Annotated in this window: 27 protein-coding genes; 13 read left to right on the top strand and 14 right to left on the bottom strand. The window is 70.6% G+C overall.

Annotated features, from left to right (window positions below; translation table 11 throughout):
- Positions 1 to 2 precede the first annotated feature (2 nt).
- Together AB0L64_RS07915 and AB0L64_RS07910 are read left to right on the top strand one after the other, a co-directional pair.
- Complete coding sequence (locus tag AB0L64_RS07915; RefSeq protein ID WP_363708957.1) at positions 3 to 623, top strand: HAD family phosphatase; 621 nt, start codon at positions 3 to 5, stop codon at positions 621 to 623.
- Positions 624 to 636: 13 nt separating this feature from the next.
- Entirely contained in the window at positions 637 to 1,170 is a 534-nt protein-coding gene (locus tag AB0L64_RS07910) for a DUF1707 domain-containing protein (protein WP_359925121.1), read from the top strand.
- Here AB0L64_RS07910 and AB0L64_RS07905 read toward each other — a convergent pair.
- Together AB0L64_RS07905 and AB0L64_RS07900 are read right to left on the bottom strand one after the other, a co-directional pair.
- Positions 1,167 to 2,306 carry a hypothetical protein gene (locus AB0L64_RS07905; RefSeq protein ID WP_363708955.1) on the bottom strand — a complete coding sequence of 380 codons (1,140 nt, stop codon included), beginning with the start codon at positions 2,304 to 2,306 and terminating at the stop codon, positions 1,167 to 1,169. The genes AB0L64_RS07910 and AB0L64_RS07905 overlap by 4 nt on opposite strands.
- Entirely contained in the window at positions 2,307 to 3,635 is a 1,329-nt protein-coding gene (locus AB0L64_RS07900) for a C39 family peptidase (protein WP_363708953.1), read from the bottom strand.
- Between the two features lie 160 nt (positions 3,636 to 3,795).
- Between AB0L64_RS07900 and def the strand changes: the two genes are divergently transcribed.
- Genes def through AB0L64_RS07880 form a run of 4 tightly spaced genes read left to right on the top strand, consistent with a single transcriptional unit; the run spans position 3,796 to position 7,735 of the window.
- A complete protein-coding gene (gene def / locus AB0L64_RS07895) occupies positions 3,796 to 4,344 on the top strand; it encodes a peptide deformylase (RefSeq protein ID WP_363708951.1) in 549 nt (182 codons plus the stop codon).
- A complete protein-coding gene (gene fmt, locus AB0L64_RS07890) occupies positions 4,341 to 5,273 on the top strand; it encodes a methionyl-tRNA formyltransferase (RefSeq protein WP_363708949.1) in 933 nt (310 codons plus the stop codon). Before def ends, fmt begins: the two co-directional genes overlap by 4 nt.
- Complete coding sequence (locus AB0L64_RS07885) at positions 5,270 to 6,694, top strand: transcription antitermination factor NusB (RefSeq protein WP_363708947.1); 1,425 nt, start codon at positions 5,270 to 5,272, stop codon at positions 6,692 to 6,694. The genes fmt and AB0L64_RS07885 overlap by 4 nt, the downstream gene beginning before the upstream one ends.
- Before the next feature lie 48 nt (positions 6,695 to 6,742).
- Entirely contained in the window at positions 6,743 to 7,735 is a 993-nt protein-coding gene (locus AB0L64_RS07880; RefSeq protein WP_363708945.1) for a DMT family transporter, read from the top strand.
- A 119-nt stretch (positions 7,736 to 7,854) separates the two neighbouring features.
- Here the strand turns inward: AB0L64_RS07880 and AB0L64_RS07875 are convergent, their stop codons facing one another.
- Positions 7,855 to 8,811 carry a DMT family transporter gene (locus AB0L64_RS07875; RefSeq protein ID WP_363708943.1) on the bottom strand — a complete coding sequence of 319 codons (957 nt, stop codon included), beginning with the start codon at positions 8,809 to 8,811 and terminating at the stop codon, positions 7,855 to 7,857.
- 100 nt (positions 8,812 to 8,911) lie between these two features.
- Here AB0L64_RS07875 and AB0L64_RS07870 point away from each other — a divergent pair, with 100 nt between their 5' ends.
- Genes AB0L64_RS07870 through AB0L64_RS07855 form a run of 4 tightly spaced genes read left to right on the top strand, consistent with a single transcriptional unit; the run spans position 8,912 to position 14,205 of the window.
- Positions 8,912 to 10,117 (top strand): cysteine desulfurase-like protein, encoded by a 1,206-nt coding sequence (locus AB0L64_RS07870; protein ID WP_363708941.1) that lies wholly within the window; start codon positions 8,912 to 8,914, stop codon positions 10,115 to 10,117.
- Between the two features lie 35 nt (positions 10,118 to 10,152).
- Entirely contained in the window at positions 10,153 to 11,706 is a 1,554-nt protein-coding gene (locus AB0L64_RS07865) for a hypothetical protein (RefSeq protein WP_363708939.1), read from the top strand.
- A complete protein-coding gene (locus AB0L64_RS07860; protein WP_363708937.1) occupies positions 11,699 to 12,928 on the top strand; it encodes an ROK family transcriptional regulator in 1,230 nt (409 codons plus the stop codon). Before AB0L64_RS07865 ends, AB0L64_RS07860 begins: the two co-directional genes overlap by 8 nt.
- 8 nt (positions 12,929 to 12,936) lie before the next feature.
- Positions 12,937 to 14,205 (top strand): glycoside hydrolase family 125 protein, encoded by a 1,269-nt coding sequence (locus tag AB0L64_RS07855; RefSeq protein ID WP_363708935.1) that lies wholly within the window; start codon positions 12,937 to 12,939, stop codon positions 14,203 to 14,205.
- On the opposite strand, the gene AB0L64_RS07850 is transcribed toward AB0L64_RS07855, so the two are convergent.
- The 6 genes from AB0L64_RS07850 to AB0L64_RS07825 all read right to left on the bottom strand — a co-directional run bounded on the left by AB0L64_RS07850 (position 14,198) and on the right by AB0L64_RS07825 (position 19,119).
- The gene (locus AB0L64_RS07850; RefSeq protein ID WP_363708932.1) at positions 14,198 to 15,043 is read right to left on the bottom strand and encodes an ABC transporter permease; all 846 of its coding nucleotides are present in this window, start codon (positions 15,041 to 15,043) and stop codon (positions 14,198 to 14,200) included. The two genes, AB0L64_RS07855 and AB0L64_RS07850, sit on opposite strands and share 8 nt — an antisense overlap.
- Entirely contained in the window at positions 15,033 to 15,992 is a 960-nt protein-coding gene (locus AB0L64_RS07845; protein WP_363708930.1) for an ABC transporter ATP-binding protein, read from the bottom strand. Before AB0L64_RS07845 ends, AB0L64_RS07850 begins: the two co-directional genes overlap by 11 nt.
- Positions 15,993 to 16,068: 76 nt before the next feature.
- Positions 16,069 to 16,494, bottom strand: a complete 426-nt coding sequence (locus AB0L64_RS07840) for a hypothetical protein (protein ID WP_363708928.1) — start codon at positions 16,492 to 16,494, stop codon at positions 16,069 to 16,071.
- A gap of 166 nt (positions 16,495 to 16,660) precedes the next feature.
- Positions 16,661 to 17,326, bottom strand: a complete 666-nt coding sequence (locus AB0L64_RS07835; RefSeq protein ID WP_363708926.1) for a response regulator transcription factor — start codon at positions 17,324 to 17,326, stop codon at positions 16,661 to 16,663.
- Between the two features lie 9 nt (positions 17,327 to 17,335).
- Entirely contained in the window at positions 17,336 to 17,983 is a 648-nt protein-coding gene (locus AB0L64_RS07830; protein ID WP_359923668.1) for a response regulator transcription factor, read from the bottom strand.
- Positions 17,980 to 19,119: a histidine kinase gene (locus AB0L64_RS07825; protein WP_363708923.1), complete on the bottom strand. Its 1,140-nt coding sequence runs from the start codon at positions 19,117 to 19,119 to the stop codon at positions 17,980 to 17,982. The genes AB0L64_RS07830 and AB0L64_RS07825 overlap by 4 nt, the downstream gene beginning before the upstream one ends.
- Before the next feature lie 156 nt (positions 19,120 to 19,275).
- Between AB0L64_RS07825 and AB0L64_RS07820 the strand changes: the two genes are divergently transcribed.
- The gene (locus AB0L64_RS07820; RefSeq protein WP_363708921.1) at positions 19,276 to 19,827 is read left to right on the top strand and encodes a DUF6069 family protein; all 552 of its coding nucleotides are present in this window, start codon (positions 19,276 to 19,278) and stop codon (positions 19,825 to 19,827) included.
- Here the strand turns inward: AB0L64_RS07820 and AB0L64_RS07815 are convergent.
- Positions 19,750 to 20,511, bottom strand: coding sequence for an FCD domain-containing protein (locus AB0L64_RS07815; RefSeq protein WP_363708919.1), 762 nt, complete (start codon positions 20,509 to 20,511; stop codon positions 19,750 to 19,752). The two genes, AB0L64_RS07820 and AB0L64_RS07815, sit on opposite strands and share 78 nt — an antisense overlap.
- Before the next feature lie 74 nt (positions 20,512 to 20,585).
- Between AB0L64_RS07815 and AB0L64_RS07810 the strand changes: the two genes are divergently transcribed.
- Positions 20,586 to 21,797: an alpha-hydroxy acid oxidase gene (locus tag AB0L64_RS07810; protein WP_363708917.1), complete on the top strand. Its 1,212-nt coding sequence runs from the start codon at positions 20,586 to 20,588 to the stop codon at positions 21,795 to 21,797.
- A 15-nt stretch (positions 21,798 to 21,812) separates the two neighbouring features.
- On the opposite strand, the gene AB0L64_RS07805 is transcribed toward AB0L64_RS07810, so the two are convergent.
- The 3 genes from AB0L64_RS07805 to AB0L64_RS07795 form a co-directional block, all read right to left on the bottom strand.
- Entirely contained in the window at positions 21,813 to 22,946 is a 1,134-nt protein-coding gene (locus AB0L64_RS07805) for a sensor histidine kinase (RefSeq protein ID WP_363708915.1), read from the bottom strand.
- A gap of 79 nt (positions 22,947 to 23,025) precedes the next feature.
- Positions 23,026 to 23,664: a pyridoxamine 5'-phosphate oxidase family protein gene (locus AB0L64_RS07800; RefSeq protein ID WP_363708913.1), complete on the bottom strand. Its 639-nt coding sequence runs from the start codon at positions 23,662 to 23,664 to the stop codon at positions 23,026 to 23,028.
- Entirely contained in the window at positions 23,664 to 24,920 is a 1,257-nt protein-coding gene (locus tag AB0L64_RS07795) for an MFS transporter (protein WP_363708911.1), read from the bottom strand. Before AB0L64_RS07795 ends, AB0L64_RS07800 begins: the two co-directional genes overlap by 1 nt.
- Before the next feature lie 121 nt (positions 24,921 to 25,041).
- Here AB0L64_RS07795 and AB0L64_RS07790 point away from each other — a divergent pair, with 121 nt between their 5' ends.
- The gene (locus tag AB0L64_RS07790) at positions 25,042 to 25,524 is read left to right on the top strand and encodes a hypothetical protein (protein WP_363708909.1); all 483 of its coding nucleotides are present in this window, start codon (positions 25,042 to 25,044) and stop codon (positions 25,522 to 25,524) included.
- Positions 25,525 to 25,579: 55 nt separating this feature from the next.
- On the opposite strand, the gene AB0L64_RS07785 is transcribed toward AB0L64_RS07790, so the two are convergent.
- Positions 25,580 to 26,224, bottom strand: a complete 645-nt coding sequence (locus tag AB0L64_RS07785; protein ID WP_363708907.1) for an alpha-ketoglutarate-dependent dioxygenase AlkB — start codon at positions 26,222 to 26,224, stop codon at positions 25,580 to 25,582.
- Positions 26,225 to 26,253: the final 29 nt, after the last annotated feature.

Below are 26,253 nucleotides of genomic sequence, written 5' to 3'. Positions count from 1 at the left end.
TTATGAGCGACCGGACGATCGACGTGGTGGTGTTCGACATCGGTGGGGTGCTGCTGGACTGGAGTCCGACGTACCTGTACGCCGACCTCATCCCGGACGAGGAGCAGCGCACGCACTTCCTGACCAAGGTGGCTACGCCGGCCTGGAACCACCAGCAGGACGAGGGTCGTCCGTGGGCGGAGGCGGTCGCGGAGCTGACCAGCCTGCACCCGGAACACGCCGAGTGGATCGAGGCGTACGACACGGGGTGGCTGAAGATGGTGAAGGGCGTGTTCGAGGACACCGCCGATGTGCTCGCGCAGCTGCAGGCCGCCGGCGTCCCGACGTATGCGCTGACGAACTTCTCCGGTGAGAAGTGGGAGGTCGCGAAGGAGGCCTTCCCGATCCTCACCCACTTCGACGGCGAGGTCGTGTCCGGTGTCGAGCAGACGGTGAAGCCGGACGAGAAGATCTACCGGATCCTGATCGAGCGTTTCGGGCTGGACCCGGCGCGCACGTTCTACACCGACGACATGGCGTACAACGTCGACGGCGCGCGGGCGGTCGGGCTCGACGCCGAGCTCTTCACCGGCGCCGCCGACCTGCGAACCCAGCTGCGTGAGCGGGGTCTGCCACTAGAGTGAGCCGGTGACGTCGATGCCAGAAGACCGCTCGCCCGCGATCGGGGACGTGGACCGCAACGCGGCGGTGGAACGCGTCCAGGCGGCGTACACGGGTGGGTATCTCACCCACGACGAGATGGAGCAGCAGCTCCACCAGGTGCTGTCCGCCAGGACCCGCAAGGATCTCGAGGTGGCCGTCGCCGCGCTGCCGGCCGAGCAGCCGGGCCGCTCGGCGACCATCGGCGCCTCCGCCGGCCGGATCGTCCGGCGCGGTGTGTGGCGGGTGCCGCGGCACCTCAAGGTCGAGTCCCTGCACGGGCGGGTGCGGCTGGACCTGTCGCAGGCGCAGTTCGAGCATGGGGACGTCGACATCGAGCTGAACGTGCTGCACGGCGGCGTCAAGATCACGCTGCCGCGGGACGCGGTGGTCGACTTCGACGCGGTCCGCACCGAGTGGAAGGACACCCGGTACAAGCCGGCGCGCAACTCGACCGGCGACGGCCCGCGGATCCGGATCACCGGCGTGATGGGCTTCGGCCGGCTGAAGATCCGGCACGCGCGCCGCTAGAGCGCTGCCGAGATGCTCTCGGTGTACGTCGGGGAGCTCGCCAGGTACGCGGCCTCGACGTACACGGTGTTGTCCTGGCACGTCATCGGCGTGAGCGCGACGCCGGGCTCAGCGGCGTACAGCCGTTGCGGGGCGGCGAGACCGGGACGCCAGCGGTTGATCTGGTAGGTCTCCTGGCCGGCAGGGCTCACGGTCCTCGTCTCCCACAGGATCCAGTTGTCGCAGGCAAGAATCGTGTCGGTGACGACGGTGCCGAGCGGGCGGGCGGGGGAGTCGCCGGACTCCCGGACGTACGCCTTGCTCTGGTACTGGTCCGGGTCCGAGGCGCCGACCTCGGACCACACGGTCGCGCCACGCAGGGTCGCGCCGCTCCACTGGATGCAGTTGGTTGCCGCGGGCACCGGCTGTGCGGCGCCCGCGGACAGCGGAGCGGCGAGGAGGCGCTTGCACCGGCGGGCAGTCTCCGGCGCGACGATCTCGCTGAACGTCACGGTGTCGGCCGACAGCACCGGATCGGCCACGTAGCCGGGCGCTGCGACGCAGGTGACGGTGCGCGACTTCAGCGTCGCCAGGTCTGCGACGATCAGGCAGGAGCGGTTCCTCGCGTCGGTGGAGCTGTACGCGAAGGTGCCGTCGTACGCGCCGATCTCCGGCTCGGACACGGGCGGCAGAGCGGCCGGAACGGTGGCCTTGCCGGTCGTGAGGTCGTAGCGGACGACCTTGATCTGCGGATCGGGCCCGTCGGAGCGGATGTCCTCGACCAGCGCCCACCGATCATCGATGACGACCGGCGACTGCGCGACGAACCCGCTCGCCGGAACGTGCCGGACGACCACCCTCTTGCTCGTCCGGTCCGCGATGGTCGTCGTACCGGCCTCGTCACTGCCACGCGTGACGACGTACTTGCGCTGCCGCGTCACGAGATGCTGCCCGTCGACCGGCTGCCGCAGAACCTTTGCCCACGCCGGCAACGCGGTACCGGTGTCCGTCGGGCGGGTCGGCTGAGGCTGTGTCGTCGGCGCCGCTGACGTGGTCGGTGTGCGGCTGGGGGACGGGCTGCTCTGCGGCGGTTCGCTGGAGCAGCCCGCGACGAGCAGCACCAGGAGGGTGCCTGCGGCAACGGAACGACGACGCATTTACAGCCCGATGTTCTGGAAGGAGTTGGCCAGGGTGGCGTTGAACAGGGCGCTGGCGGGGATGTTCTTCGGGCCGTCGGTGACGTTGCCGCGGCTGTTGAAGCGGCGCTCGTTGAACACCTCGAAGATCGCGATCGTGCCCTGCGCCTTGTCGTAGCCGCGGCCGACCTGGTAGTGGCCGCTGTGGTTGAAGGCCAGGTACGGGAAGTACCGCTTGAGGAGCTGCACGTGCTCGATCACCGGGGCCTTGTACACGCCGAGGTGCTTCTGGTGCACGGTGAAGAAGGTCTGCGCGTTCCAGTGCGAGACGTTCTGCACGATGTACGTGCCGGCCGACTTGGGCCACGCGGTCTTCAGGTTCGTCTGCTTCACCATCGCCGAGATCGCCGTACCGGACGTGGTCGAGCCGAGGTCCTTCGCCCACGACGCCTGGGTGTCCTTCTGGTTGTCGTCGGCCCAGTCGATCGACTGGAACGTCGCCGGACCGCACCAGTACCCCTTCTCCTGCGAGGTCTGGAAACCCTTCATCAGGTACGCCGAGGCAGGTGCGGCGACCGGCGCCACCGGAGTCGTCGGCACCGCGGTCGGCGTCCCGCCGGTGGGAGCGGTCCGCGTCGGCGTGACAGTCGGCGTCGTGGTCGGTGTGGTGGCCGGGGCGGTGGTTGCTTCGTTCGTTGGCGTCGCGGGCGCGGTCGGCTGTGCTGTTGCGCTCTCCGGTGTCTGCTCGGTTTGCGGTGTCTGTGGGTTGGGCGGCGGCGTCTCGGCTTCGGCGAGTTGACGGAGTTCGCGGGCCTTCTCGCGGCCGTTCCAGGCGGCTTCCATCTCGTCGAGTTCGGCGGTCACCCGCTGGGTCTTCGGCAGCGCGGCCCGCTGGGCCACGAACGCGGCCGGCGTCAGATCACCGGTCGAAATGTCCTGCTCGGCACCCACCTCGTCCGCGGCGCGAAGGCTCGACTCGGCCATCAGCGCGTGCCGCTGCGGCCCGGTCGGCACCTCCTGCACGAACCCGAGCCCGAGGCAGTAGTTCTCGGCGTCGAGCTTGAAGCATCGGAGCATGGACGCGGCCTGCGCGGAGGTGTCGGCCGAGCGCAACTGCACATCACCCGGCGACGTCTCGCTGACCTGCTTCACCACCTCACTCCACGACCGCGCCGCAGGCTGACCCGAGCTCGACGTCGAGGCAGGAGGTTCCGGGGTCGGCGTCGTCGGACCGGCCGCTCCGGTGCGGAACTCCGGTTCGCGTGGCTGGTAGGCCTGGGCGGTGAGGGGTGCCTGGGCGAGCAGTGCACCCAGGAGGACCAGAGTTGCTCCCCGTGCTGCTGTGCGCATTGGGTCTCCCGAGCGGCGTGTGACGGCAGTGACTGAGGGTACGCCTGGGACCACAGTACGTGCTCGTGGCAACAAACGGGAGGGGCCTCCCACCGGAAACGGCTCCGGCAGGCCAACTAGACTTGCCCGGTCCCGGTTCGTGGAGCCCTGTGGAGAGTCTGTGTCGGTCCAACCCATCCGTCTGTTCGGCGACCCCGTTCTGATCACCAAGGCCGAGCCGGTCGTCGACTTCGACGCCGAGCTGCGCCGCCTGGTCGCCGACCTCACCGACACCATGCAGGACGCGCCCGGATCGGGGCTGGCCGCACCGCAGATCGGCGTCGGCCTGCGCGTGTTCACGTACCACGTCGAAGGCGAACTCGGGCACCTCGTCAACCCGGAGCTGACGCTGTCGCTGGAGGAGCAGTTCGGCCCCGAAGGCTGTCTGTCGATCCCCGGCCTGACCTTCGACTGCCGCCGGGCCCAGTCGGTGATCGCCAAGGGCTTCAACATGTACGGCGACCCGGTGGTGATCGAGGGCTCCGATCTGCTGGCCCGCTGCATCCAGCACGAGACCGACCACCTGGACGGCGTCCTGTTCGTGGACCGCCTCGACCGCGAGACCCGCAAGCAGGCGATGAAGGCCATCCGCGAGGCCGAGTGGTCGGGCCTGGGCGGCCCACCGCAGATCAAGGTCTCCCCGCACCCCACGAACGGATTCGGCCTGTGAGAGTCGTCTTCGCCGGTACGCCGGAACCCGCTGTCACCGCGCTCGAGGCGATCGTCGCCAGCCGGCACGAACTGGTCGGTGTCGTCACCCGCCCGGACGCGCCGGCCGGCCGCGGCCGGAAGCTGGTCGCGTCGCCGGTCGCGCAGTACGCCGAGGAGCTGGGCGGCATCGAGATCCTGAAGCCGGTGAAGCCGAGCGATCCCGAGTTCCTGGCCCGGCTGCGGGAGATCGCCCCGGACTGCTGCCCGGTCGTCGCGTACGGCGGTTTGCTGCCGCAGGCGGCGCTCGACATCCCGCGGCACGGTTGGATCAACCTGCATTTCTCGGTGCTGCCCGCCTGGCGCGGCGCCGCACCCGTGCAGCACTCGATCATCGCGGGCGACGACGTGGCCGGTGCGAGCACGTTCCGGATCGTGAAGGCGCTGGACGCCGGACCGGTTTACGGCGTACTCACCGAACCGATCGGCCCCGAGGACACCTCGGGCGACCTGCTGCACCGGCTGGCGGTGTCGGGCTCGAAGCTTCTCGTCGACACGCTCGACGGCATCGAGGCCGGCGTGCTGGAGGCCCGCGAGCAGCCCGCCGACGGCGTGACGCTGGCGCCGAAGATCACCGTCGAGGACGCGGAGCTGGACCTGACCGCGCCGGCGCAGCGGGTCGATCGGCTCGTACGCGGCTGCAACCCGGCGCCGGGTGCGTGGACGATGTTCCGCGGCGAGCGGCTGAAGGTCCTCGCCGTACGGCTGACCGACGACGACCTGAAGCCCGGTGAGCTGCGGGCGACGAAGTCGAGTGTGCGCGTCGGCACGGGGAGCAAGGCGGTGGAGCTGGTGACGGTTCAGCCGCAGGGCAAGAAGCCGATGGCCGCACCCGACTGGGCCCGCGGCGTCCGCCTCACCGACGAGGACCGGCTGGGACCTGCGGCGTGAGCGATCGGAACGCGCGGAACAGGGCGCCGCAGCGGCGGCCGGATCCGGTACGGCGGGTCGCGTACCAGGTCATCCGGCAGGTCACCGGTGAGGGCGGGTACGCGAACCTCGCGCTCAACAAGGCGCTCCGGGAAGCCCGGCTCGGCGGGCGGGACGCGGCGTTCTGCACCGAGCTCGTGCACGGCACGCTGCGCTGGCAGGGCACGTACGACGCCTTTCTGAAGCGGTGCGTTTCGCGGCCGCTCGCGGACCTCGACCCCGAGCTGCTGGACGTGCTCCGCCTCGGCGCCCACCAGCTGCTCAACATGCGGGTGGACTCGTACGCCGCGGTGGACGAGATGGTCACGTTGACTCGGTCCGAGCTCGGTCAGAAGCGCACCGGCCTGGTGAACGCCGTACTCCGCAAGATCAGTCAGCGCAGGCTGGACCAGTGGATCTCGACGACCGCGCCACACCCGGACGATGATCTCCTCGGCTACCTGGCGATCGCCGAGGCACATCCGCGATGGGTGATCGAGTCGTTCGACCGTGCACTCGCCGCGGGTCCGGGCGCCGCACCGGCGGGTGAGGCCGCGAACGAGCTGGAGCGGTTGCTGGTTGCCGACAACGAGCCCCCTCGGGTGACGCTGGTGGCTCGTCCTGGGCTTGCAGATGTGGATGAGTTGGTGGCTGCGGGGGCTACGTCGGCTCGGTGGTCGCCGTATGGGGCTGTGCTCGACGGCGGTGGGGATCCGGGGCGGATCGAGGCCGTCGCGACCGGGCGCGCCGGTGTGCAGGACGAAGGGTCGCAGCTGGTCGCGGTCGCGCTGGCCTCGGCGAAGGTCGACGGGAACGACGCGCACTGGCTGGACCTGTGCGCGGGCCCGGGCGGCAAGTCGGCCCTACTGGCGGCGCTCGTCCAGGACCGCCAGGACGGCCGGCACGGTCAGCTGACCGCGGTCGAGCCGCTCAAACACCGCGCGGAACTCGTCCGCCAGAACCTGCGCGCGATCCCCGGCAACCACAAGGTGCTCGTCGGCGACGGCACGAAGCCCACCTGGCCGGCGGGTTCGTTCGACCGCGTGCTGGCGGACGTGCCGTGCAGTGGTCTCGGTGCGCTGCGCCGCCGCCCGGAAGCGCGCTGGCGCCGTACGCCGGAGGATGTCGAGGAGCTCCGTCCGCTGCAGGAGGCGTTGCTCGACTCGGCGATCACGTCCGTCCGGCCCGGCGGGGTGGTGGCGTACGTGACCTGCTCGCCGCATCCCGACGAGACCCGCGCGGTGGTCGACGCCGTCCTGGGCCGTCGCGGCGACGCGACCCTTGAGGACGCACGGCCGCTGTTCCCCGACGTACCGCACCTGGGCGCCGGTCCGGATGTCCAGCTCTGGCCGCACCTGCACGGCACCGACGCGATGTATCTGGCGCTGATCCGCCGGTCATGATGCGGACCTGCTGTCAGGCGCTATTGGTCGAACGGTGATGATAGTGCGGTGACCACCACCGCCACCCGTCCCGCCCCTTCGACCCGGCGGCACCATGTCGTCGGCCTCGCCTCGGCGTTCGGGATCGGGATGCTGGTAGCGGTCCAGTCCCGTTTGAACGGTGAGCTCGGGGGCATCCTCGGCGACGGCATCCCCGCGGCGCTGATCTCGTTCGGCACCGGTCTGCTGATCCTGCTGGTCGCCACCGCCGTCGTGCCGCCGGTGCGGCGCGGCCTGGTCACGGTGTGGCGCACGATCCGGCGTCCGATGCGCGGGTACGGCGGCCTGCGCTGGTGGCAGTGCCTGGGCGGCATCGCGGGGGCGTTCCTCGTGGCGACGCAGTCGATCACTGTGTCCGTGATCGGTGTGGCGGTGTTCCTGGTGGCGGGCGTGGCCGGGCAGGCGATCAGCAGCCTCGTCGTCGACCGCCTCGGTTTCGGTCCGGCCGGCCCGCAGCCGCTGACCGCCGTCCGCATAGTCGGTGCGGTGATCGCGCTGGTCGCGGTCGGCCTCGCCGTGTCCGAGCAGTTGAGTCACCCCGACGGCCTGCTGCTGGCGATCCTGCCTGCGCTGGGCGGCGTCGGCACGGCTGTCCAGCAGGCCATCAACGGGCGGGTGGCGCGGACCGCGTCCTCCGACGCGTACGGCGCGGTCGCGGCCGGGGTGGTGAACTTCCTGGTCGGATTCGTCGCGTTGCTGCTCGTGTTCCTGGTCGATCTCTCGGTCCGCGGTGCGCCACGGCACCTGCCGAGCGAGCCCTGGCTGTACTTCGGCGGCGCGTGCGGCGTGATCTTCATCAGCGCCGCGGCCGCCGTGGTCCGGGTGGTCGGCGTCTTCGTGCTCGGCCTCGGCACGATCGCCGGTCAGCTGATCGCCAGCCTGTTCATCGACATCTTCCTGCCGGTGGCCGACAAGCCCGTCACCACGCCGGTCGTCGCCGGCACCCTCCTCGCCCTGGTGGCCGTGGTGGTCGCCGCGATCCCCAACCTGCGCCGCATCTGACGAGCGCCGGGCGGACCTCCACCACCCACCAACTGCTGCCCGCCCCGGCGCCCGACGCTCAGCCCCGGTCGGCGGCCACCCACCGGGCGGGGTTACTGAGTGGCGCAGGTCCGCACACCTCAGGTTGCCGCGGCCGCAACGACCGGCTTGCGGCGCACGGTCAGCAGGCCCTGGGAGACGGCGACGCCGAGCAGGACGACGAGACCGCCGACGGGCTGGTACCAGGTCAGGTGCTCGTGCAGGACGAGGATGCCGACGACGATCGAGAAGATCGGCATCAGGTAGGTGACCATCGACGAGCGGCTGGCGCCGATCAGGCGGATGTTGCGCATGTTCAGGACGAAGGCCAGTCCGCTGCCCAGCGCGCCGAGGGCGAGCACGCTCAGCACGGTCTCCGGCGACAGCGACCACGGCGGGGGCGGCGCCTGCCTGGTGACCAGCGGCGCGACGACGGCCAGCTGGACGGTTGCGCACAGCAACAAGCTGGTGGACAGCGCGGTGCCGGACAGCGTCGTACCGGCCAGGAACCGTTTCTGGTAAGGGATCGCGAGCCCGTACGACACCGCGGCGAGCATGCACAGCGCCTGACCGGCCAGGTCCGCGCCGCCCTGCACCCGCCAGGCGCCGAGGACGACGAGCATCCCGGCGAAGCCGATCAGCAGCCCGATCCCGCGTTGCGCCGAGAACTTCTCGGTCCGGAAGATCAGCACCGCGATCGGCAGCACGACCAGCGGGGTGATGCCGTTCCAGATGCCGGCGAGCAGCGACGGGATCCGCTCCTCGCCGTACCCGAACAGGGTCCATGGGATCGCCGAGCCGATCGCCCCGACCACGAACGAGTGCGCCCACAGCCACGGGTCGCGCGGCAGCGGCTCGCGCTTGGCGATCAGGATCGTGAGCAGGACGACCGATCCCGCGATCACCCGGCCGAGCGCGAGGTAGAGCGGCGGCAGCTCGCGGACGCCGACCGAGATGAACAGGAAGCTGCAGCCCCAGATGGCCGCCAGCGCCAGCATGATCGGGAGCCAGGCCCGGACCGGGGCCGCCGTGCTGTCAGGAGTCGTTACCGTTCTCACTCCTGACATCCTGCACTACTCCCCGGACAGTTCGCGCATTTTTATCCGTATTCGGGCAGGCGGTAGCGCGCGCTGTCAGGACCGAGAGAGGATGACGCGCATGAATGCCTTCGACGTGGTCGCCGTCCGCAAGCAGTTCCCCGCGCTCGACGAGGGAGCCGCGCACTTCGACGGCCCCGGCGGGTCCCAGACCCCGCAGGCCGTGGCCGACGCGGTGGCGCACACCATGACCTCGGCACTGGCCAATCGCGGCCGGATGACCGCCGCCGAGCGCCGCGCCGACGAGATCGTGGTCGGCGCCAGGCAGGCGATGGCCGACCTGCTCGGCACCACCGCCGAGGGGATCGTGTTCGGCCGCAGCATGACCCAGCTGACCTACGACTTCTCCCGCGCGCTCGCAAAGACCTGGTCCGCGGGCGACGAGGTGATCGTCACCCGGCTCGACCACGACGCGAACGTCCGTCCGTGGGTGCAGGCCGCCGAGGCCGCCGGCGCCACGGTCAAGTGGCTCGGGTTCGACCCGGAGACCTCCGAGCTGGACGACATCGCACCCCTGCTTACGGACCGCACCCGCCTAGTCGCGGTCACCGCGGCGTCGAACCTGCTCGGCACCCGTCCGGACACGCAGCGCATCGCCGACCAGGTCCACGAGGCCGACGCACTGATCTACGTCGACGGCGTCCACCTGACGGCGCACGCGCCGGTCGACGCACGGTACGCCGACTTCTACGTGTGCTCGCCGTACAAGTTCTTCGGCCCGCATCTCGGCGTACTGACCGCGGCGCCGGAGCTCCTCGAGACGCTGCGGCCGGACAAGCTCCTGCCGTCGACGGACGCCGTACCTGAGCGCTTCGAGTTGGGCACGCTCCCGTACGAGCTGCTGGCCGGTACCACGGCCGCGGTCGACTTCATCGCTGGGCTCGGAGGCAGCGGCACGACGCGGCGCGAGCGGCTGATCACGTCGCTGCGGAGCGTCGAAGCTCATGAGGACGGGCTGCGTGACGAGCTGGAGTCGGCCCTGAAGGCGATCCCGGGTGTCACCCTCTACGGCCACGCCGCACACCGCACGCCGACCCTGCTGTTCACGCTCGACGGGCACACGCCGGGGGAGGTGTCCGAGCATCTCGCGAAGGCGGGCGTCAACGCCCCGGCCGGCTCGTTCTACGCGTACGAGCCCGCGCGACACCTCGGGCTCGGCGCGGCGGGCGCGGTCCGGGCCGGTCTCGCGCCGTACACGGACCGCTCCGACGTGGAGCGTCTCGTCGCCGCCATGACCGCCTTGACCGGCCCGAGCGCGACTAACTAAAGTCTCTGGGGAAATTAATTGCCCCGAGGAGTCAGGTGAGAGAACCGAGCGCTGTTTTCGTCCAGGCGGACCCCTCGGACGGCTTGACCGCTCCGGCACGGGCCGGCATCGAGGTCAGCTGGAACGACGGGACGGTCGAGGTCACCGCGGCGAAGGTCTCCCGGGTCGCGCTGCGCTGGTCGGAGAAGCTGCCGAGCGACGCCCTGATCCTCGGCGACGCGTGGGAACGCTCGTACGGCGACCTGCAGTGGCGGCACCGGCAGCCCGAGCGGCTGCTGCCGTGGTACTTCCTCGCCCACTCCGCCGCGGGCACCTTCGGCATGGGCGTCGACGTGCAGCCGAACGCGTTCTGCGCCTGGACGGTCGACGGCGACGGCTTCACGTTGTGGCTCGATCTGCGGAACGGCGACGGCCCGGCGCTTTTGGACGGTCGTACCCTGACAGCAGCGGTCGTGCGACGATTCGAGGACGTCGGCACACCCTGGCAGACCCTGCACGCAGCGGTCGCCACCATGAGCACCCGGCTACCGGCGCGACCTGAGCCCGCGCCGGTGGCCGGGCCTGTTGTAGGTGCCAACAACTGGTACTACGCCTACGGCGAGAACTTCGACGAGAAGGCCGTCCTGAAGGACGCGTCGACCATCGTCGAGCTCGCCGACGGCCACCCGGTGAAGCCGTTCAGCGTCGTCGACGACGGCTGGTACCCGGGCGGCATCGCCTCCGGCGGCCCCTGGGACCGCGGCACGCCGGGCGTCTTCGACGACCTGGCGGGCACGGCGGCCGCGATCAAGGCGATCGGTGCGCGCCCGGGCCTGTGGTTCCGCCCGCTCCTGGTCCGCGAACCCAGCCGGTGGGCGAAGTCCGGCCCGCACGACAAACCCGGCCGTGCGCTCGACCCCACCCGCCCCGAGGTCCTCGACGGCGTGCGCTCCGATCTCGAACGCTTCCGGTCCTGGGGATTCGAGCTGGTCAAGCACGACTTCAGTACGTACGACATCTTCGGCAACTTCGGGCCGGCGATGGGATCCCGCCTGACCACCGGGGGCTGGCAGTTCCACGACCGGTCCCGGACGACGGCCGAGATCGTGCTGGCGTTCTACCGCGAGATCCGGGCGGCGGCCGACGACGTCGTACTGATCGGCTGCAACACCGTGGGCCACCTCGCGGCGGGGCTCATCGACGTCCAGCGGACCGGCGACGACACCTCCGGGCGGGACTGGGAGCGGACCCGGAAGATGGGGGTGAACACCCTCGCGTTCCGGCTCCCGCAGCACAACCGCTTCTTCACGGTCGACGCGGACTGCGTCCCGTGCACGCCGCAGACGCCGTGGGAGCTGAACGAACGGTTCCTGGATCTCGTCGCCCGCTCCGGTACGGCGCTGTTCCTGTCGATCGACCCGGCGGCGCGGACGGACCGCACGGACCGTGCGTTGCGCGACGGTATACGGTTGGCGCTCGACGGTGGTGCTGCCTCGGAAATCGAGCCGGTCGACTGGCTGGTCAACACCACTCCGAACGAATGGCGCACGGGTGGGGACACCATCCGGTACGACTGGTCGCAACCGTGGGGTGCGGATCCAATTGGTTAGACGGGGGACGAACCTCGATCGCGTCGGGGGCTTCAACGACGCCGTGGTGCTGGACGCGATCCGCCGCAGCGAGCAGCTGAGCCGCGTCGAGCTCGCCGAGGCCACCGGTCTGTCCGGCCAGGCGATCTCGAACATCGCGCGCCGCCTGCTCGACGCGGGCCTGGTCCGCGAAGCCGGACGGTTGCGGGGCGCGAGACTCGGCAAGCCGCGGACCCTGCTCGAGCTCGAGCCCACCGGCCGGTACGCCGTCGGCGTGCACCTCGACCCGTCCGTCGTCACCGTCGTCCTGCTCGACCTGACCGGCGAGGTGGTCGCGCGGCGGCCCGTGGACCAGTACGCCGACGACCCCGGCCTGCTGATCGACGGCATCGCGAAGACGATCGAGGAAGTGATCGCCGAGGCGGGCGCGCCGCGGGACCGGGTCACCGGTGTCGGGATCGCCGCGCCCGGGCCCATCGACGTCGAGCGCGGCGTGGTGGTCGACCCGCCGAACCTCTCGACCTGGCACCTGGTGCCGCTCCGCGACGAACTGGCCGAGCGGACCGGCCTGCCGATCGTCCTGGACAAGGACGTGACCGCGGCCGCCTCCGCCGAGCGGTGGGCCGGCCAGGGCGGCAGCTTCGTCTTCTTCTACCTCGGCACGGGCGTCGGCGCCGGGCTGGTGATCGGCGACGAGGTGATCCGCGGCTCGTCCAGCAACGTCGGCGAGATCGGTCACGTGATCGTCGATCCGGACGGTCCGCTGTGCTACTGCGGCCGGCGCGGCTGCGTCGGCGAAGCCAGCCAGCCGCGGTACCTGGTGCAGCAGGGAGTCCGGGCCGAAGTGCTTGCCGATGGCATCGACCTCGACGACCGGCAAGCCGTCGAGGCGGCCTTCTCCCGGCTGTGCGCGCTGGCCGCGGACGGCTCCGTCCCGGCGCGGGCGATCGTCACCGCGCTCGCGGAGCGGATCGCCAAGGTGGTCGAGGACATCGCGAACCTGCTCGATCTGGAGCGGGTCGTCTTCGGCGGCCCGCACTGGGAACACCTCGCACCGGTCCTCGACGCCGCGGTCCGGGAGGCCTTGGAAGGCCGGTTCCTGCTGCGGGCGGTGCATCCGTTCGAGGTCACCGGTACGGCGCTCGGCGTGGACGTCGGCGCGATCGGCGCCGCGAGCCTGGTCCTGGACCGGACCTTCTCGCCCGACCCCTCTGTCGGCCTGACTCTTGATGGTGAAAGGTAGATGTGTTGATGATCGACCCCGAGGTCCTCGCCCGCGCCACGGAGGCTGTGCGGAAGGCCGGCGGCGACGACGTGATCGCGGAGATGTTCCGGCGCTCGATGGCCGAGAACCTGCCGGCCGTCGCCGAGCGGCTGCCGGACGGGACCACGTTCGTGCTCACCGGCGACATCCCGGCGATGTGGCTGCGCGACTCGGCCGCGCAGCTGCGCCCGTACCTGCTGCTGTGCAAGGACGATCCGGGCCTCCAGGAGATCCTGATCGGCGTGCTGCACCGGCAGCTCGAGTACGTCGTCCTGGACCCGTACGCGAACGCCTTCAACCAGGAGGCGAACGGCGCCGGTCACGTCACCGACGAGACCGAGATGTCGCCGTGGGTGTGGGAGCGCAAGTACGAGATCGACTCGCTGTGCTTCCCGCTCGAGCTGGCCTACCGGCTGTGGCGGATCACCGGCCGCGCCGACGTGATCGACGACCGCTTCCGGGCCGCCGCGGAGGCGATCGTCGAGCTGTGGACCGTGGAGCAGGACCACGAGGCGCGCTCGCCGTACCGGTTCCAGCGGCACGACGACCGGCCGTCGGACACCCTGGTCCGCGAGGGACGGGGACGGCTGACGCGACCGACCGGCATGTCGTGGAGCGCGTTCCGGCCGAGTGACGACGCGACCGAGCTGGGCTTCAACGTACCCGGGAACATGTTCGCGTCGGTCGTGCTCGGGTACCTGCAGGAGATCGCGACCGAGGTACTGCGGGACGAGCCGCTGGCCGACCGGGCGAAGGCGCTGAAGGCCGAGATCGACGAGGGCATCGCGACGTTCGGCACGGTGGAGCACCCGGTGCACGGCCGGGTGTACGCGTACGAGGTCGACGGCCTGGGCGAGACGCTGCTGATGGATGACGCCAACATGCCGAGCCTGCTGTCGATCCCGCTCACCGGGTACGCCGCGCCGGACGACCCGACGTACCTCGCCACGCGCTCCCTGCTGCTCAGCCCGTCGAATCCCTACTACTACAGCGGTACGGCGGCCGCCGGTATCGGCAGCCCGCACACACCGCCGCGCTACATCTGGCACATCGCGCTCGCCGTGCAGGGGATCTCCAGCACGTCGGCCCAGGAGCGCCAGCAGTTGCTGGAGCTCCTGCGCGACACCACCGGCGGCACCGGCCAGATGCACGAGGGCTTCGACGTCGACGACCCCACGCAGTACACCCGCGAGTGGTTCTCCTGGGCCAACGCGATGTTCTGCGAGCTCGCGTTGGTGCACGCCGGGATCAGGTGACGTCGCGGCGCCGCGTGGTCCAGGCCGCGAGGACGGCGAACACCGCGCAGTAACCGATCAGGGTCAGGAGCGCCCGTCCGCCGCCGACGGCATCGCGGACGCCGGGTGGTGCATCGGCGGCGGCCATGCCGGTGACGCTGAAGACGAGCGAGCCGGCGTTCGTACCGGGCAGCGCGTTGGCGAGCCAGTCCAGGCTCGGCAGCAGACTGCTCACGACGCCGGCCAGCAGCGTCTCGATGCCGAGGATCCACACCACGCCGAGGCCGATCGGCATCGCGACGTTGCGGAAGGCAACAGCCAGGACGGCTCCGGCGAGGCTCCACATCATCAGCACCAGCCAGCCGCCGCCGAGGCCTTGCAGGAGATCGACGATGCCCGGCCAGTTCGTCGAACCGTTCTCGGCCGCGGCGATGCCGAGGCTGCACAGCGCGCAGGCGGCGAAGATCCCGAGCACCCAGAGCGCGATCATCGTGCCCAGCGCCAGGAACTGCGCGCCGAGGATCGTGCCGCGCTGCGGGCGCTGGGTGAGGACGGTCTTCAGCGTGCCCCAGGTGTACTCGCCGCCGATCACGATCGCGCCCAGCACGAGCGCGAGCGCGCCGGCGAAGATCGGGTACCCGCCGATCGTGTTGTCGACGACGCGTTCGGGCAGCATGCCGCGCAGGATCTCGGCGCGTGGTATGCCGTTGGTCTGCGGGTTGTCGTCGCCGGTCGCGTAGCCCAGGTACGGCAGCAGGTAGCCGAAGATCAGGCTCAGCACCAGGCCGGCGCCGAACAGCACCCAGACGGCGGATCGCTTGCGGAGCTTGAGCAGTTCGGCTCGGTAGCTACCCAACATCGGTGGTCTCCTCCCCGGCCGACAGCTCTGTCGACGGCTCTGTCGACGGCTCTGTCGACGGCTCTGTCGACAGCTCTGTGGTCAGCTCGAAGAAGATGTCCTCGAGCGCGCGTTCGGTGGTGTGCAGCTCGGACACCTCGATACCGGCCTCGACGAGCGTCCGGTTCACCTCGGCGGCCTTCGCCGGATCCACCTGCACCCGGAGCGTGTCGTCGTAGCGGTGGACGCTGCCGAAGCGGGTCAGGATCGACTGCGCCTGGTCCTTCGGTGCGGCCCGGACGACAAGTTCCTGCTCGCCGCGCAGCTCGTCGACGTTGTGCTCGGCAACCATCCGGCCGGCGTTGATGATGCCGACCCGGTCGCAGATCTGCTGCACCTCGCCGAGCAGGTGGCTGGACAGCAGCACCGTCCGGCCGCCGGTGCCGAGCTCGCGGATCAAGCGGCGCATGTCGCGCATCCCGGCCGGGTCGAGGCCGTTGGTCGGCTCGTCGAGGATCACCAGCTCCGGGTCCTTGAGCAGCGCCGCCGCGACGCCGAGGCGCTGCTTCATCCCCAGGGAGTACGTCGAGAACCGGTCGGTCGCACGATCGGCGAGGTCGACGAGCTCGAGCACCTCGTCGATCCGCTGTCGCGACACCCCGGCGTACTCGGCCAGCAGCCGCAGGTTGTCCAGGCCGGACAGGTACGGGTAGAACGCGGGCGACTCGATCATCGACCCGGTCCGCGCCAGCACGCCGGACTCACCCGGCCAGCCGCCCAGCACCCGCACCCGGCCGCTCGTCGGCGCGATCAGCCCGGTGAGGATCCGGAGCGTCGTCGTCTTGCCCGCCCCGTTCGGCCCCAGGAACCCGTACACCTCACCCGGCAACACCGTCAGATCGACACCGTCAACCGCCAAGGTGTCGCCGTACCGCTTCGTCAGCCCGCTGACCTCAACTAGCGCATCCATACCTAGAGCCTGGCCGTCCGCCCCCACGTCCGGCGTCGCCCAGGAGGAGTCACCCGCCCTACCTCTGGGGGAGTAGTCAGGTGCTGGGATTGGTCTCCAGCCGTTGCACACTGCCGGCTGCGAGAGCTTGCGCCACGTGCTCGAAGCCGCTCCTGATCAGGTCGCCGTAGTCCCCGGCGGGGAGCTTCGAGAGGTTGGCCTCCGCCGCTGCGAGGTGCTCCCGGGCTTCCTCGGGCCGGCTCAGCCGGCGGTAGTCGTCGGCGAGGCTGAGGTGCAGGGACGGCAGCCATTGGTCGTCCGAAACGAGCTCCAGGGCCCGGAGGTCCCAGGTCAGCTCGTCCTCGGTCTCGTCCTGCACGTCGGCGAGGAAATGCGCGATCACGCACCGGGTCGCCGGGTCGTCGATCTCCTCCCAGAGCGCGGTCAATCGGGTGCGGGCAGCCGCACGATCCCCGCCCCGGCCGGCCTCGACAGCGGCGGTGATCTCCTCCAGTCGCATCATGCGACCACCCTCGCCCCTCGACCAGCTGGAAGGTCAACTCCGCAGACGAACCCGTGCAGTCTCGACAGGACGTATCCGTCTGCAACCAAGCACCAGACCTCGAATCACGCGAGCCGACAGCCGCGAGTTGCAGAGACGTCCTGTCGACCTTGCACGCGTCGGCAGGTCAACCGAGCCAGCCGGGCCGCACGAGCCCGGTTTGATAGGCGACCACCACCAGCTGGGCGCGGTCGCGGACGCCGAGTTTGATCATCGCGCGGCTGACGTGGGTTTTCGCGGTCGCCGGGCTGAGCACCAGCCGCCCGGCGATCTCGTCGTTGGACAGGCCTTCGCCGACCAGCGCGACGATCTCCTTCTCGCGTTCGGTGAGGACGTCGAGCTCCGTGCTCGCATGCGGCTGCCGCGACCGCGACGCGAACTCCGCCACCAGCCGGCGTGTCACACCGGGGGACAGCAGCGCGTCACCGCGCGCCACCACTCGCACGGCCTGCAGCAGCTCGACCGGCTCGGTGTCCTTCACCAGGAACCCGCTGGCCCCGACCCGCAGCGCCTCGAACACGTACTCGTCGAGGTCGAACGTCGTCAGGATCACCACGTGGACGTCGGCCAGCTCCGGATCCGCTCCGATCTGCCGCGTCGCCTCCAGCCCGTCCGTCCCGGGCATCCGGATGTCCATCAGTACGACGTCGGGCTTGTCCCGCCGCGCCACCGCGACGGCCTCAGCGCCGTCCGCGACCTCGCCGACCACCGTGATGTCGTCCTCGGCGTTCAGCAACGACCGGAACCCGGCCCGCACCAACGCCTGATCGTCCGCCAGCAGCACCCGAATCATGCGCGGAGCCTATGCGAGCCCCGCGTCATGTGCGAGCAGCGCGATCTGTGTGCGGTTGCCGAGCTCGAGTTTGGTGAGGATGTGCGAGATGTGCGCCTTCACGGTCGCCAGGCTCATGAACAGCTCGGAGGCGATCTGCGCGTTCGCCTTGCCCTGCGCGACCGCGAGCATCACGTCGTACTCCCGGGGCGACAGTCGCTGCAGCTTCTGTTGCGCGATCGTGTGCGCGTCGGCCTGCGTGGCGGCGCGGTCCATCAACCGGCGGGTGATCGCCGGCGACAGGATCGGGTCTCCGGCCGCGACCCGCCGGACGGCGTCGACGATCTGCGCGGGCGGCGTGTCCTTGAGCAGGAACCCGCTCGCCCCGGCGCGGAGCGCGTGCAGGACATTCTCGTCGGTGTCGAACGTGGTGAGCACGACGACCTCGGGCGGGTTCGTCCGCGCCCGCAGCCGCCGGGTCGCAACGATCCCGTCGACCCGCGGCATCCGCAGATCCATCAGCACGATGTCCGGGAAATGCGCGTCGACGGCCGCCGGTACCTCGTCACCGTCGGCGGCCTGCGCGACCACGGAGATCCCGTTCGCACCGTCCAGCATCATCTCGAGGCTGGCCCGTACCAACGCGTCGTCGTCCACCACCAGCACCCGGATGTTCACGAGGGCCACGGTAGCGAGGCCTCCAGCCGGAACCCGCCACCGGGCACCTGCCCGTGGTCGAGCGTGCCGCCCGCGAGCTGGACGCGCTCGGTCAGTCCGACCAGCCCGGTCCCACTACCGGGCGCCAGCGGCGTACCGTTCGAGGCCGGGTTGGTCAGCTCGATCCGCAACCGATCACCCGGTTCGCCGGAAACGAGCACGGTTACCGGGTGTCCGGCCGCGTGCTTGCGAGCGTTCGTCAGTCCCTCCTGCACGACCCGGTACGCCGTCCTCCCCGTTGCCAGCGGCAAGGATGCCGGATCGGCGACCTGGTCCTCGTACGCGATCGTCGTACCGGCGTCGCGGGATTCGTCGACGAGCGCCCGGAGGTCCCCGAACGTCGGTTGCGGCCGGCCTTCGTGCACGTCCTCGTCGCGCAGCACGTTGATCACCTCGCGCAGTTCGTCGAGCGCCTGGTGGACGCCGGTCCGGATCACGCCGGCCGCCTTCGCGAGCTTCTCCGGTGACGAGTCCGGGCGGTACTCGAGCGCGCCGGCGTATGTCGCGAGCAGCGAGAGGCGATGGGCGAGGACGTCGTGCATCTCGCGCGCCATCTTGGTGCGCTCGAGCGACCGCGCCTCGGCGATCCGGCGGCCCTGCTCGGCCTCCGCGCGCCGCGCGCGTTCCCGCAGCGACTCCAGCAGTTGCCGTCGTGCCTGCGTTCCTTGCCCCCAGCCGAGCAGTGCGGCGTGCACGGCCACGTCCAGGACGGCGAACCAGAGGAACGGGAGGCCGTGGATCGGTTGCCACAGACCCTGGATCAGGTGCGCGACTGTGCCGATCACGGCGACCAGGATCGCCGGACGCCACGGGCGGCGCATGGCCACGTTCAACGTGCCGAGGGTGGAGGGCGGTGTGGCGGCGGGGGAGAGGGCCGCCAGGACGGCGAGTGCGATCGCGCCCGGCACCGGGCGGCGGAGCGCCACCGGGATCAGCGCGACCGCGGCGACGCCGACCGCGATGTCGAGGAACAGGAACTTGTCGTGCTCCGGGTCCGGCAGCCGCCCGACGATCGTCAGCGCGACGAGCACGCCCATCGCGCCGGTCGCGACGAGCTCGGCCTGCTTCGACGGCTTCGGCGGCACACACTCCTCCATGCCGCCGACCCTAGGCGGTCACCCTCGATCCCCACCACCAACCAAAGTCGAACCCCCACAGACTTCCGGCCGCCTACCCCCAGCCCCACGACCGATGCCGCCACCCCCACTCCACAAGAAGGTGATCCCACAACCCCATCACCCCAGGAGCCCTCAATGCACAACCACACATCCCAGCCCACGCCCCAGCCCCAGCCCGCGGCTCAGCCCACGGGCCAGCCGCAGCGCGCGGCTCATTCCCAGCCCACGGCCGAGGCTCCTCCCGCGGCCCCCGCGCTGCCTGAGGACCCGGCTGCCTCGGCGACTTCTCGCCGGGTTCCTGGGCGTAGCCGCCTGGCCGTTGTTGGGGTTGCCGCTCTTGCAGCGCTCGCCGACTGGGCGATTCTCGGCCCGCTCGCCGGCATCACCTTGGAGGCCCGGCAGGGCGGCACCCAGCACATCGGCGCCGCCGCCGTGCTCGTCTCGACCGTCGTCGTCGCGCTGGCCGGCTGGGCCCTGCTCGCGATCCTAGAGCGCCGTACGCTGCGCGCCCAGAACATCTGGACCGTCGTCGCCGCGATCGTCTGCACCACCTCGCTCGGCAGCCCGCTGACGAACGGTATCGGGCTCGGCGCCAAGCTCGGCCTCGCCTCACTCCATCTGGTCGTCGGCGCGGTCGTGATCCTGGGCCTGCGCCGCACCGCCCTCAGCGCCGCCGAACGGTGCTAACTGGGCCGCCTGGTAGAACCCCCGGATGTGCGCGGTCACGAGCCCGGCCGCGCGCTCCGGCTCGCCGCCGCGCACCGCCGCCAGGATCGCCCGGTGCTCGCTGCGCAACCCGACCGCCGTCGCCTCCCAGTCCGGCAGATTCGGTACGGCGGCCAGCACGTAACCGTGGATCGCCGACCGCAGCGAGGTCATCACCGCGGCGATCAGCACGTTCCCCGCCAGCCCGGACAGCGCGACGTGGAACTCCGCGTCGAGCACGTGGAACTCCTCCGGCGACAGCGCGGTGTCGTCCATCCGGTCGAGCAGTTCCTCGGCGACCTTCAGCTCGCGCGCCTCGAGTTCCCGCGCCGCCGCCTCCCGCGCCGACCAGGACTCCAGCAGCAGCCGGGTCTGCACGACGTCGCCCATCGGCAGATGATTGGTTGCCAGGTGCAACCGCAGTACGGCGGTCAGCGGCGACACCGGCTCCGCCACGATCACCGCGCCGGCCTCGGGACCGGAGCCGGTCGCGGTCCGCACCACGCCCATCGCCTCCAGGACCCGGACCGCCTCCCGCACCGACGGCCGGCTGATCCCGAGTTGCTCGGCCAGCGCCCGCTCACCGGGCAGCCGCCCGCCGATCCGCAGCCGTCCGGCGGCCAGATCGGCCTCGACCCGGTGCAGGACCAGCTCGTAGTTCTTCATGTGGACGAGCCTATCTGTGTGGTCGGACCACAGGGTAGGGTGTGGTCCGACCACAGATTCAGCCGGGAGACGTGATGACCGATCGCCAGATGCCCAAATGGTCCGAGTTGAAGCCGCTGCTGCGGCCGAAGCCGATCACGGTGAACCCGACCGAGCGGCGGCTGGAGAAGGCGCTGACGATCGCGGACCTGCGGGCGATCGCGAAGCGCCGGACGCCGCGGTCGGTGTTCGACTACACCGACGGCGCCGCCGAGGCGGAGATCAGCCTGCGCCGCGCCCGCCGGCTGTTCGCCGAGATGGAGCTGCAGCCGTCGATCCTGCGCGACGTCTCCGACATCGACCTGGGGACGTCGATCCTGGGCGGCCGCTCAGAGTTGCCGTTCGCGTTCGCGCCGACCGGCTTCACCCGGATGATGAACCACGAGGGCGAGAGCGCGGTCGTGAAGGTCGCCGAGCAGGTCGGCATCCCGTACTCGTTGTCGACGATGGGCACCACTTCGATCGAGGACGTCGCGGCCGCGGGCCCGAACGCACGCAAGTGGTTCCAGCTGTACGTGTGGAAGGACCGCACGGCCGGTGAGGACCTGGTGAAGCGGTCGGCCGCCGCCGGGTACGAGGCGCTGATGCTCACCGTCGACGTACCGGTCGCCGGGGCCCGGCTCCGCGACGTCCGCAACGGCTTCACGATCCCGCCGTCGCTGACCGCGAAGACCGTCCTGGACGCGTCCCTGCACCCGGCCTGGTGGGCGAACCTGCTGACCACGCGCCCGCTGACGTTCGCGTCGCTGTCCACCTGGGACGGCACTGTCGCGGAGCTGCTCGACAAGCTGTTCGACCCGACCATGACGATCGACGATCTCAACTGGCTGCGCTCGATCTGGGACGGCCCGCTGATCGTCAAGGGCATCCAGACCGTCGAGGACGCCCGCCGGGTCGTCGATGCCGGCGCGGACGCGGTCGTGCTGTCGAACCACGGCGGCCGGCAGCTGGACCGCGCCCCGACGCCGCTGCGCATCCTGCCGGACGTCCGGAAGGCGGTCGGCAGCGACGCGGAGATCTACCTCGACACCGGCATCATGTCCGGCGCCGACATCGTCGCGGCGATCGCGCTCGGCGCCGACGCCTGCCTGGTCGGCCGCGCGTACCTGTACGGCCTGATGGCCGGCGGTCAGCGCGGTGTCGCCCGGGCCGCGGACATCCTGACCAAGGAGGTACGCCGCACGATGGCCCTGCTCGGAGTCTCCCGCGTGGCGGACCTGAACCCGTCCCACGTCCGCCTGCCCTGACACCGGCCGGCTTGTTCACAGCGGCAGCGTCGCCGTGATCCGCAGGCTGCCGGTCGGTGTGCGGTTCGCGGTCAGGGTGCCGCCGAGTGCGGTGGCGCGTTCGCGCATCCCGGAGATGCCGTTGCCCTCCTTCGGCGCACCGGCCAGCGACTCGCCGTTGTCGTCGATCTGAAGCACCAGGGACTGCTCGCCGTACTGGATCCGGACCGTCGCCGACGTCGCCCGGGCATGCCGTACGACGTTCGTCAGCGACTCCTGGACGATGCGAAACGCGGCACGGTCGAGCCCGGCCGGCAGCGGCCGCGGATCGCCGTGCACGATCTTGTGTACGTCGAGGCCGGCCCGCTCGGTCCGGCTGATCAGGTGATCGAGGTGATCGAGTCCGGTGACCGGCTGCCGCGGCGCGGACTCGTCGGACTGCCGCAGTACGCCGACGATCGACCGCAGCTCGACCAGCGCCTCTTTGCTCGCGTCCTTGATCGCGGACAACGCCGGGGCGGCCTGCTCGGGCTGCCGGTCGACCAGGTGCAGCGCGGTGGACGCCTGCACGTTGATCAGCGAGATGTGGTGCGCGACGACGTCGTGGAGCTCCTGCGCGATCCGCAGCCGTTCCTCGCCGGCACGGCGCAGCTCCTCCTCCTTCCGGGTCCGCGCGGCGGCCATCACGCGGTCGCGGTGCGCGCGGAAGAGCTCGGCGAGGAAGCCCAGGACGCAGAAGCAGGTGCCGACGAGCAGCACCTGGTAGATGCCCTGCTCGTTGATCCCGAGGATCATCCGCCCGCCGACGTGCCCGACGTACAAGGTGATCAGCCCGAGCCAGCCCGCCAGCCGGTGACCGAGGCGGATCGTGGTGAACACGGCGATCACGAACGCGAACACGACCGGGCCCCACGGGTACTCGCAGAGCATGTAGACCAGCGTCGAGAGGACCGTTGCCCACAGCACCGGGATCGGCCTGGTCCGCAGCCAGTACAGCGACAGCGAACCGATCAGCAGCAGCACCACCATGAACAAGTCCGGCTCGTGGCGGTCGGTCTGACCGCGGGACGCCCCGAACGTGCCGACCACCGAGAACACGGCCAGCGCCACGGGCAGGGCCACGCGGCGCACTCGTGCCCCGGGGGACGGGGGCGTCTCGGTCGTGCTCACAGTACGGAACCGTAGAGGCCGGGCGGGGCCGGTGTCATCGTCGCCACGGAGTACATCGGCCTGCGCCCGCCGCGGTAGTTCAGTACTTGACCTTGTAGATCTTCTCCTCGTACGCCGTGCCGTAGTACTCCTCGAGCGTCGCGAGCTCCTCGTCAGGCCGCTCCAGCGCCTTCGCGATCCGCGGGCGGCTCGGCATCGCCTCCGGGTTCCAGGTCTCCGGCTTCCACAGCTGGGAGCGCAGGAACGCCTTCGAGCAGTGGTGGAAGATCTCCTCGATCTCGACCAGCAGCGCGAGCTGCGGGCGGTTGCCCTTCACGACCATCTCGTCGAAGAACGGCGCCTCGCGAACGATCCGGGCGCGGCCGTTGATCCGCAGCGTGTCGCCGCGGCCGGGCAGGAAGTAGATCAGCCCTACGTGCGGGTTGGAGAGGATGTTGGTGAACCCGTCGACGCGCCGGTTGCCGGCCCGCTCCGGGATCGCGATCGTGGTGCTGTCGAAGATCTTCGTGAATCCGGCCGGGTCGCCCTTGGGGGAGACGTCGCAGGTGCCGTCGTCCGCGGAGGTGGCGATCAGGCAGAACGGCGAGGCCGCGAGCCACTCCCGGTCGAGGTCGTGCAACTCCTTGCGGGCCTTGCCGGCGGCGGCTGCCAGTGGTTGCGGGACGACCTCCCGCAGTTCGTCGTACGTCGTGATCTCGACCAGTCCGGGAATCTCCATCAGGCGGCGTTCTCCTCTACCAGCGACGGCGTGGCGTCCTCGTTGACGGCCCTCGTCCGCGCAGCCCATCGTACGGCGGGACCAGTCGCGCAACTGGTCCCCAGGAACAGTGCACCGACGGCCAGCCAGCCCATCGGGCCCCAGCCGAGCACCACTGTGGTGAGCAGTGCCGGGCCGAGCATCCGGGCGATCGCGGGGCCGGTGCCGAAGAAGCCCTGGTACTGGCCCTGCTTGTCGGCGGGGGCCAGCCCGAAGCTGATTTCCCAGGCGCCGGAGGCGAGTTTCATCTCGCCGAGCGTCAGGAGTGCGGCGGCGATGACGAGGACGACGGCGGTGAGCGGGGCGCTCAGGCCGGCGGCGGTGGTCGCGAAGACCGCGCAGGCGGCCAGCATCGCGACACCGGCGTACCGGACGCTGCGGGACGCGGTGCGCAGATCCTTGACTCGCTTCGCGATCCGGACCTGGAAGAGCGTCACTCCGAGCGTGTTCACGATCATCAGCGAGGCGACGACCCAGTTGGGCGCGTTCGTGCGGGTGACGATCCAGAGCGGGCCGACCAGGCTGATCAGCGGCATGAAGAGCAGCATCACCGCATTGATCAGCGCGAGCACGGTGTACGGACGGTCGTGCAGCACGGCCAGCCGCGGCTCGCCCGCGACGCGCAATGTGGTCGCGATCGACGGGACCCGGCGCAGCAGCGCGGCAGCGATCAGGAAGCTGAGGGCATCGACCGCGAACACAGTCAGGTACGCCGCCGTGCTGTCGAAGCGGAGCGCCACGCCGCCGAGAAGCGCGCCGATCGCGAGCCCGGCGTTCACGGTGGATTGCAGGAACGCGCGGATCCTGGTCCTCTCCGCCGGGGCGACCAGGCCCGCGAGCAACGCCTGCCGCGCCGCGGTGAGCCCGGTCTGACTGCACGCGTAGATCACCGCGGCGATCAGGAAGCCGGCGAAGCTCCTGACCACCAGGAACGAGGCGACTGCTGTCGCGGTCGTCAGCGCCAGCAGGACCGCGGTGCCGCGGGCTCCCCGCCGGTCCGCGAGGTTGCCGAGCGGGACGCCCGCCAGGAATCCGACCAGCCAGGCGATCGTCAGCCCGAGCCCGACCTCCGCGGTCGAGAGCCCGACCACGCGGGTGAAGAACAACGCCGAGGTGACGACGAACGCCCCGTCCCCGACCGAGTTGGCCAACTGCGCCATCGCGAGATCCTGCGGCGCTCCGGCCGGCGGAAGCATCTGCCCAAGTCTGCTGCTCATGTCCTCGAGCCTAGATGCGCAACGGCCCACCCAAGAGATCCATTCCCACCCTCAGAACATGGGCCAATTTCGGCTGTGGACAACCCGGCCCGGTGGCCGGAATCACGGCACCTTTACAGGCATGAGCTTCGAGAACCTCTCCGCCACCTGGCCCGACCGCCCGCTCACCGACCCCGCCGTCACAGCCGACGTCGTAGACCTCATGGTCAGCCACGGCGACCGCCGCCGAGGCACTCTCACAGTCCTCATCTGCGCCCCCGACAACCACTACCTGGCCACCGTCACCGTCGAACTCCCAGCCGACGCCATCCCGCCCGCGGCCGTCCCAGCCGACCGGTCGCCCCATCCCGCGGACCCCAGCCCGGCCCAGCTCTGCGGGACCGCCATGCACCCGATCATCCCGGCGGTCCGCACCGCCCCCGGCGCGGCTCTCATCCTGGCCCTCGGCCGCCCCGGCTCCGCCCGCCTGACCGACCTGGACAACCAGTGGTCACAAGCCGCCACCGCCATCTGCCGCGCCGCCGGCATCCGCCTCCTCGGCTTCTACATCGCCACCAAAGACGGTATCTACAGCCCCGACATCACCGCCGCAGCCGCCGCATGAAACCGACCTACCCGACCTGGCCTCCAGCCCCGCCTCAATCAGAAGGTCCGGTGGTTTATCGGACTCCGCGGGGGCGGAACTGGATGCTGATGCGCGGGCCTACGCGGCCGGCTGCCTTCGGGATGGCGTGTTCCCAGGTGCGCTGGCAGGAGCCGCCCATCACGATCAGGTCGCCGTGTCCGAGCGGATACCGCACCGTCGAGCCGACCGGTCCGCTGGCGCCGCCTGGCCGTGGTCGCAGGGCGAGCACTCGTGGCTCGCCGACAGACAGGATCGCGACCATCGTGTCCTCGTGGTTGCCGCGCCCGATCCGATCCCCGTGCCACGCCACGCTGTCCCGGCCGTCGCGGTAGAAACACAACCCCGCCGTACGGAACGGCTCACCCAGCTCGTCCGCGTAGTAGCCGCTCAACGCATCCCGCGCCTCGTCGAGGATCGGCAGTGGGAGCTCGGCGTTCTCACCGTAGAAACACAGCAGGCGCGGTACGTCGACCACCCGGTCGTACATCTGCCGCCGCTCCGCCTGCCAAGGCACCTCCCGAGCCAGCCGCTCGTACACCTGATCCGCCCCCGTCAACCACCCCGGAAGCACATCGATCCAGGCCCCGCGCCCCAACTCGGTCCGCGACACCCCGCCCAGCGACCCCAACTCCGGATCCGCGAACGCATCCAGCAACGAGCCCTGAAGGTCAGCACCCATGCCCCCACCATACCCCCGTACTCCCGAAA

The sequence above is a fragment of the Kribbella sp. NPDC051936 genome (assembly GCF_040680955.1).
Lineage (GTDB): Bacteria > Actinomycetota > Actinomycetes > Propionibacteriales > Kribbellaceae > Kribbella.
The sequence above is the reverse complement of the archived record's forward strand: the minus strand, read 5'-3'. Positions and strand labels throughout refer to the sequence as shown.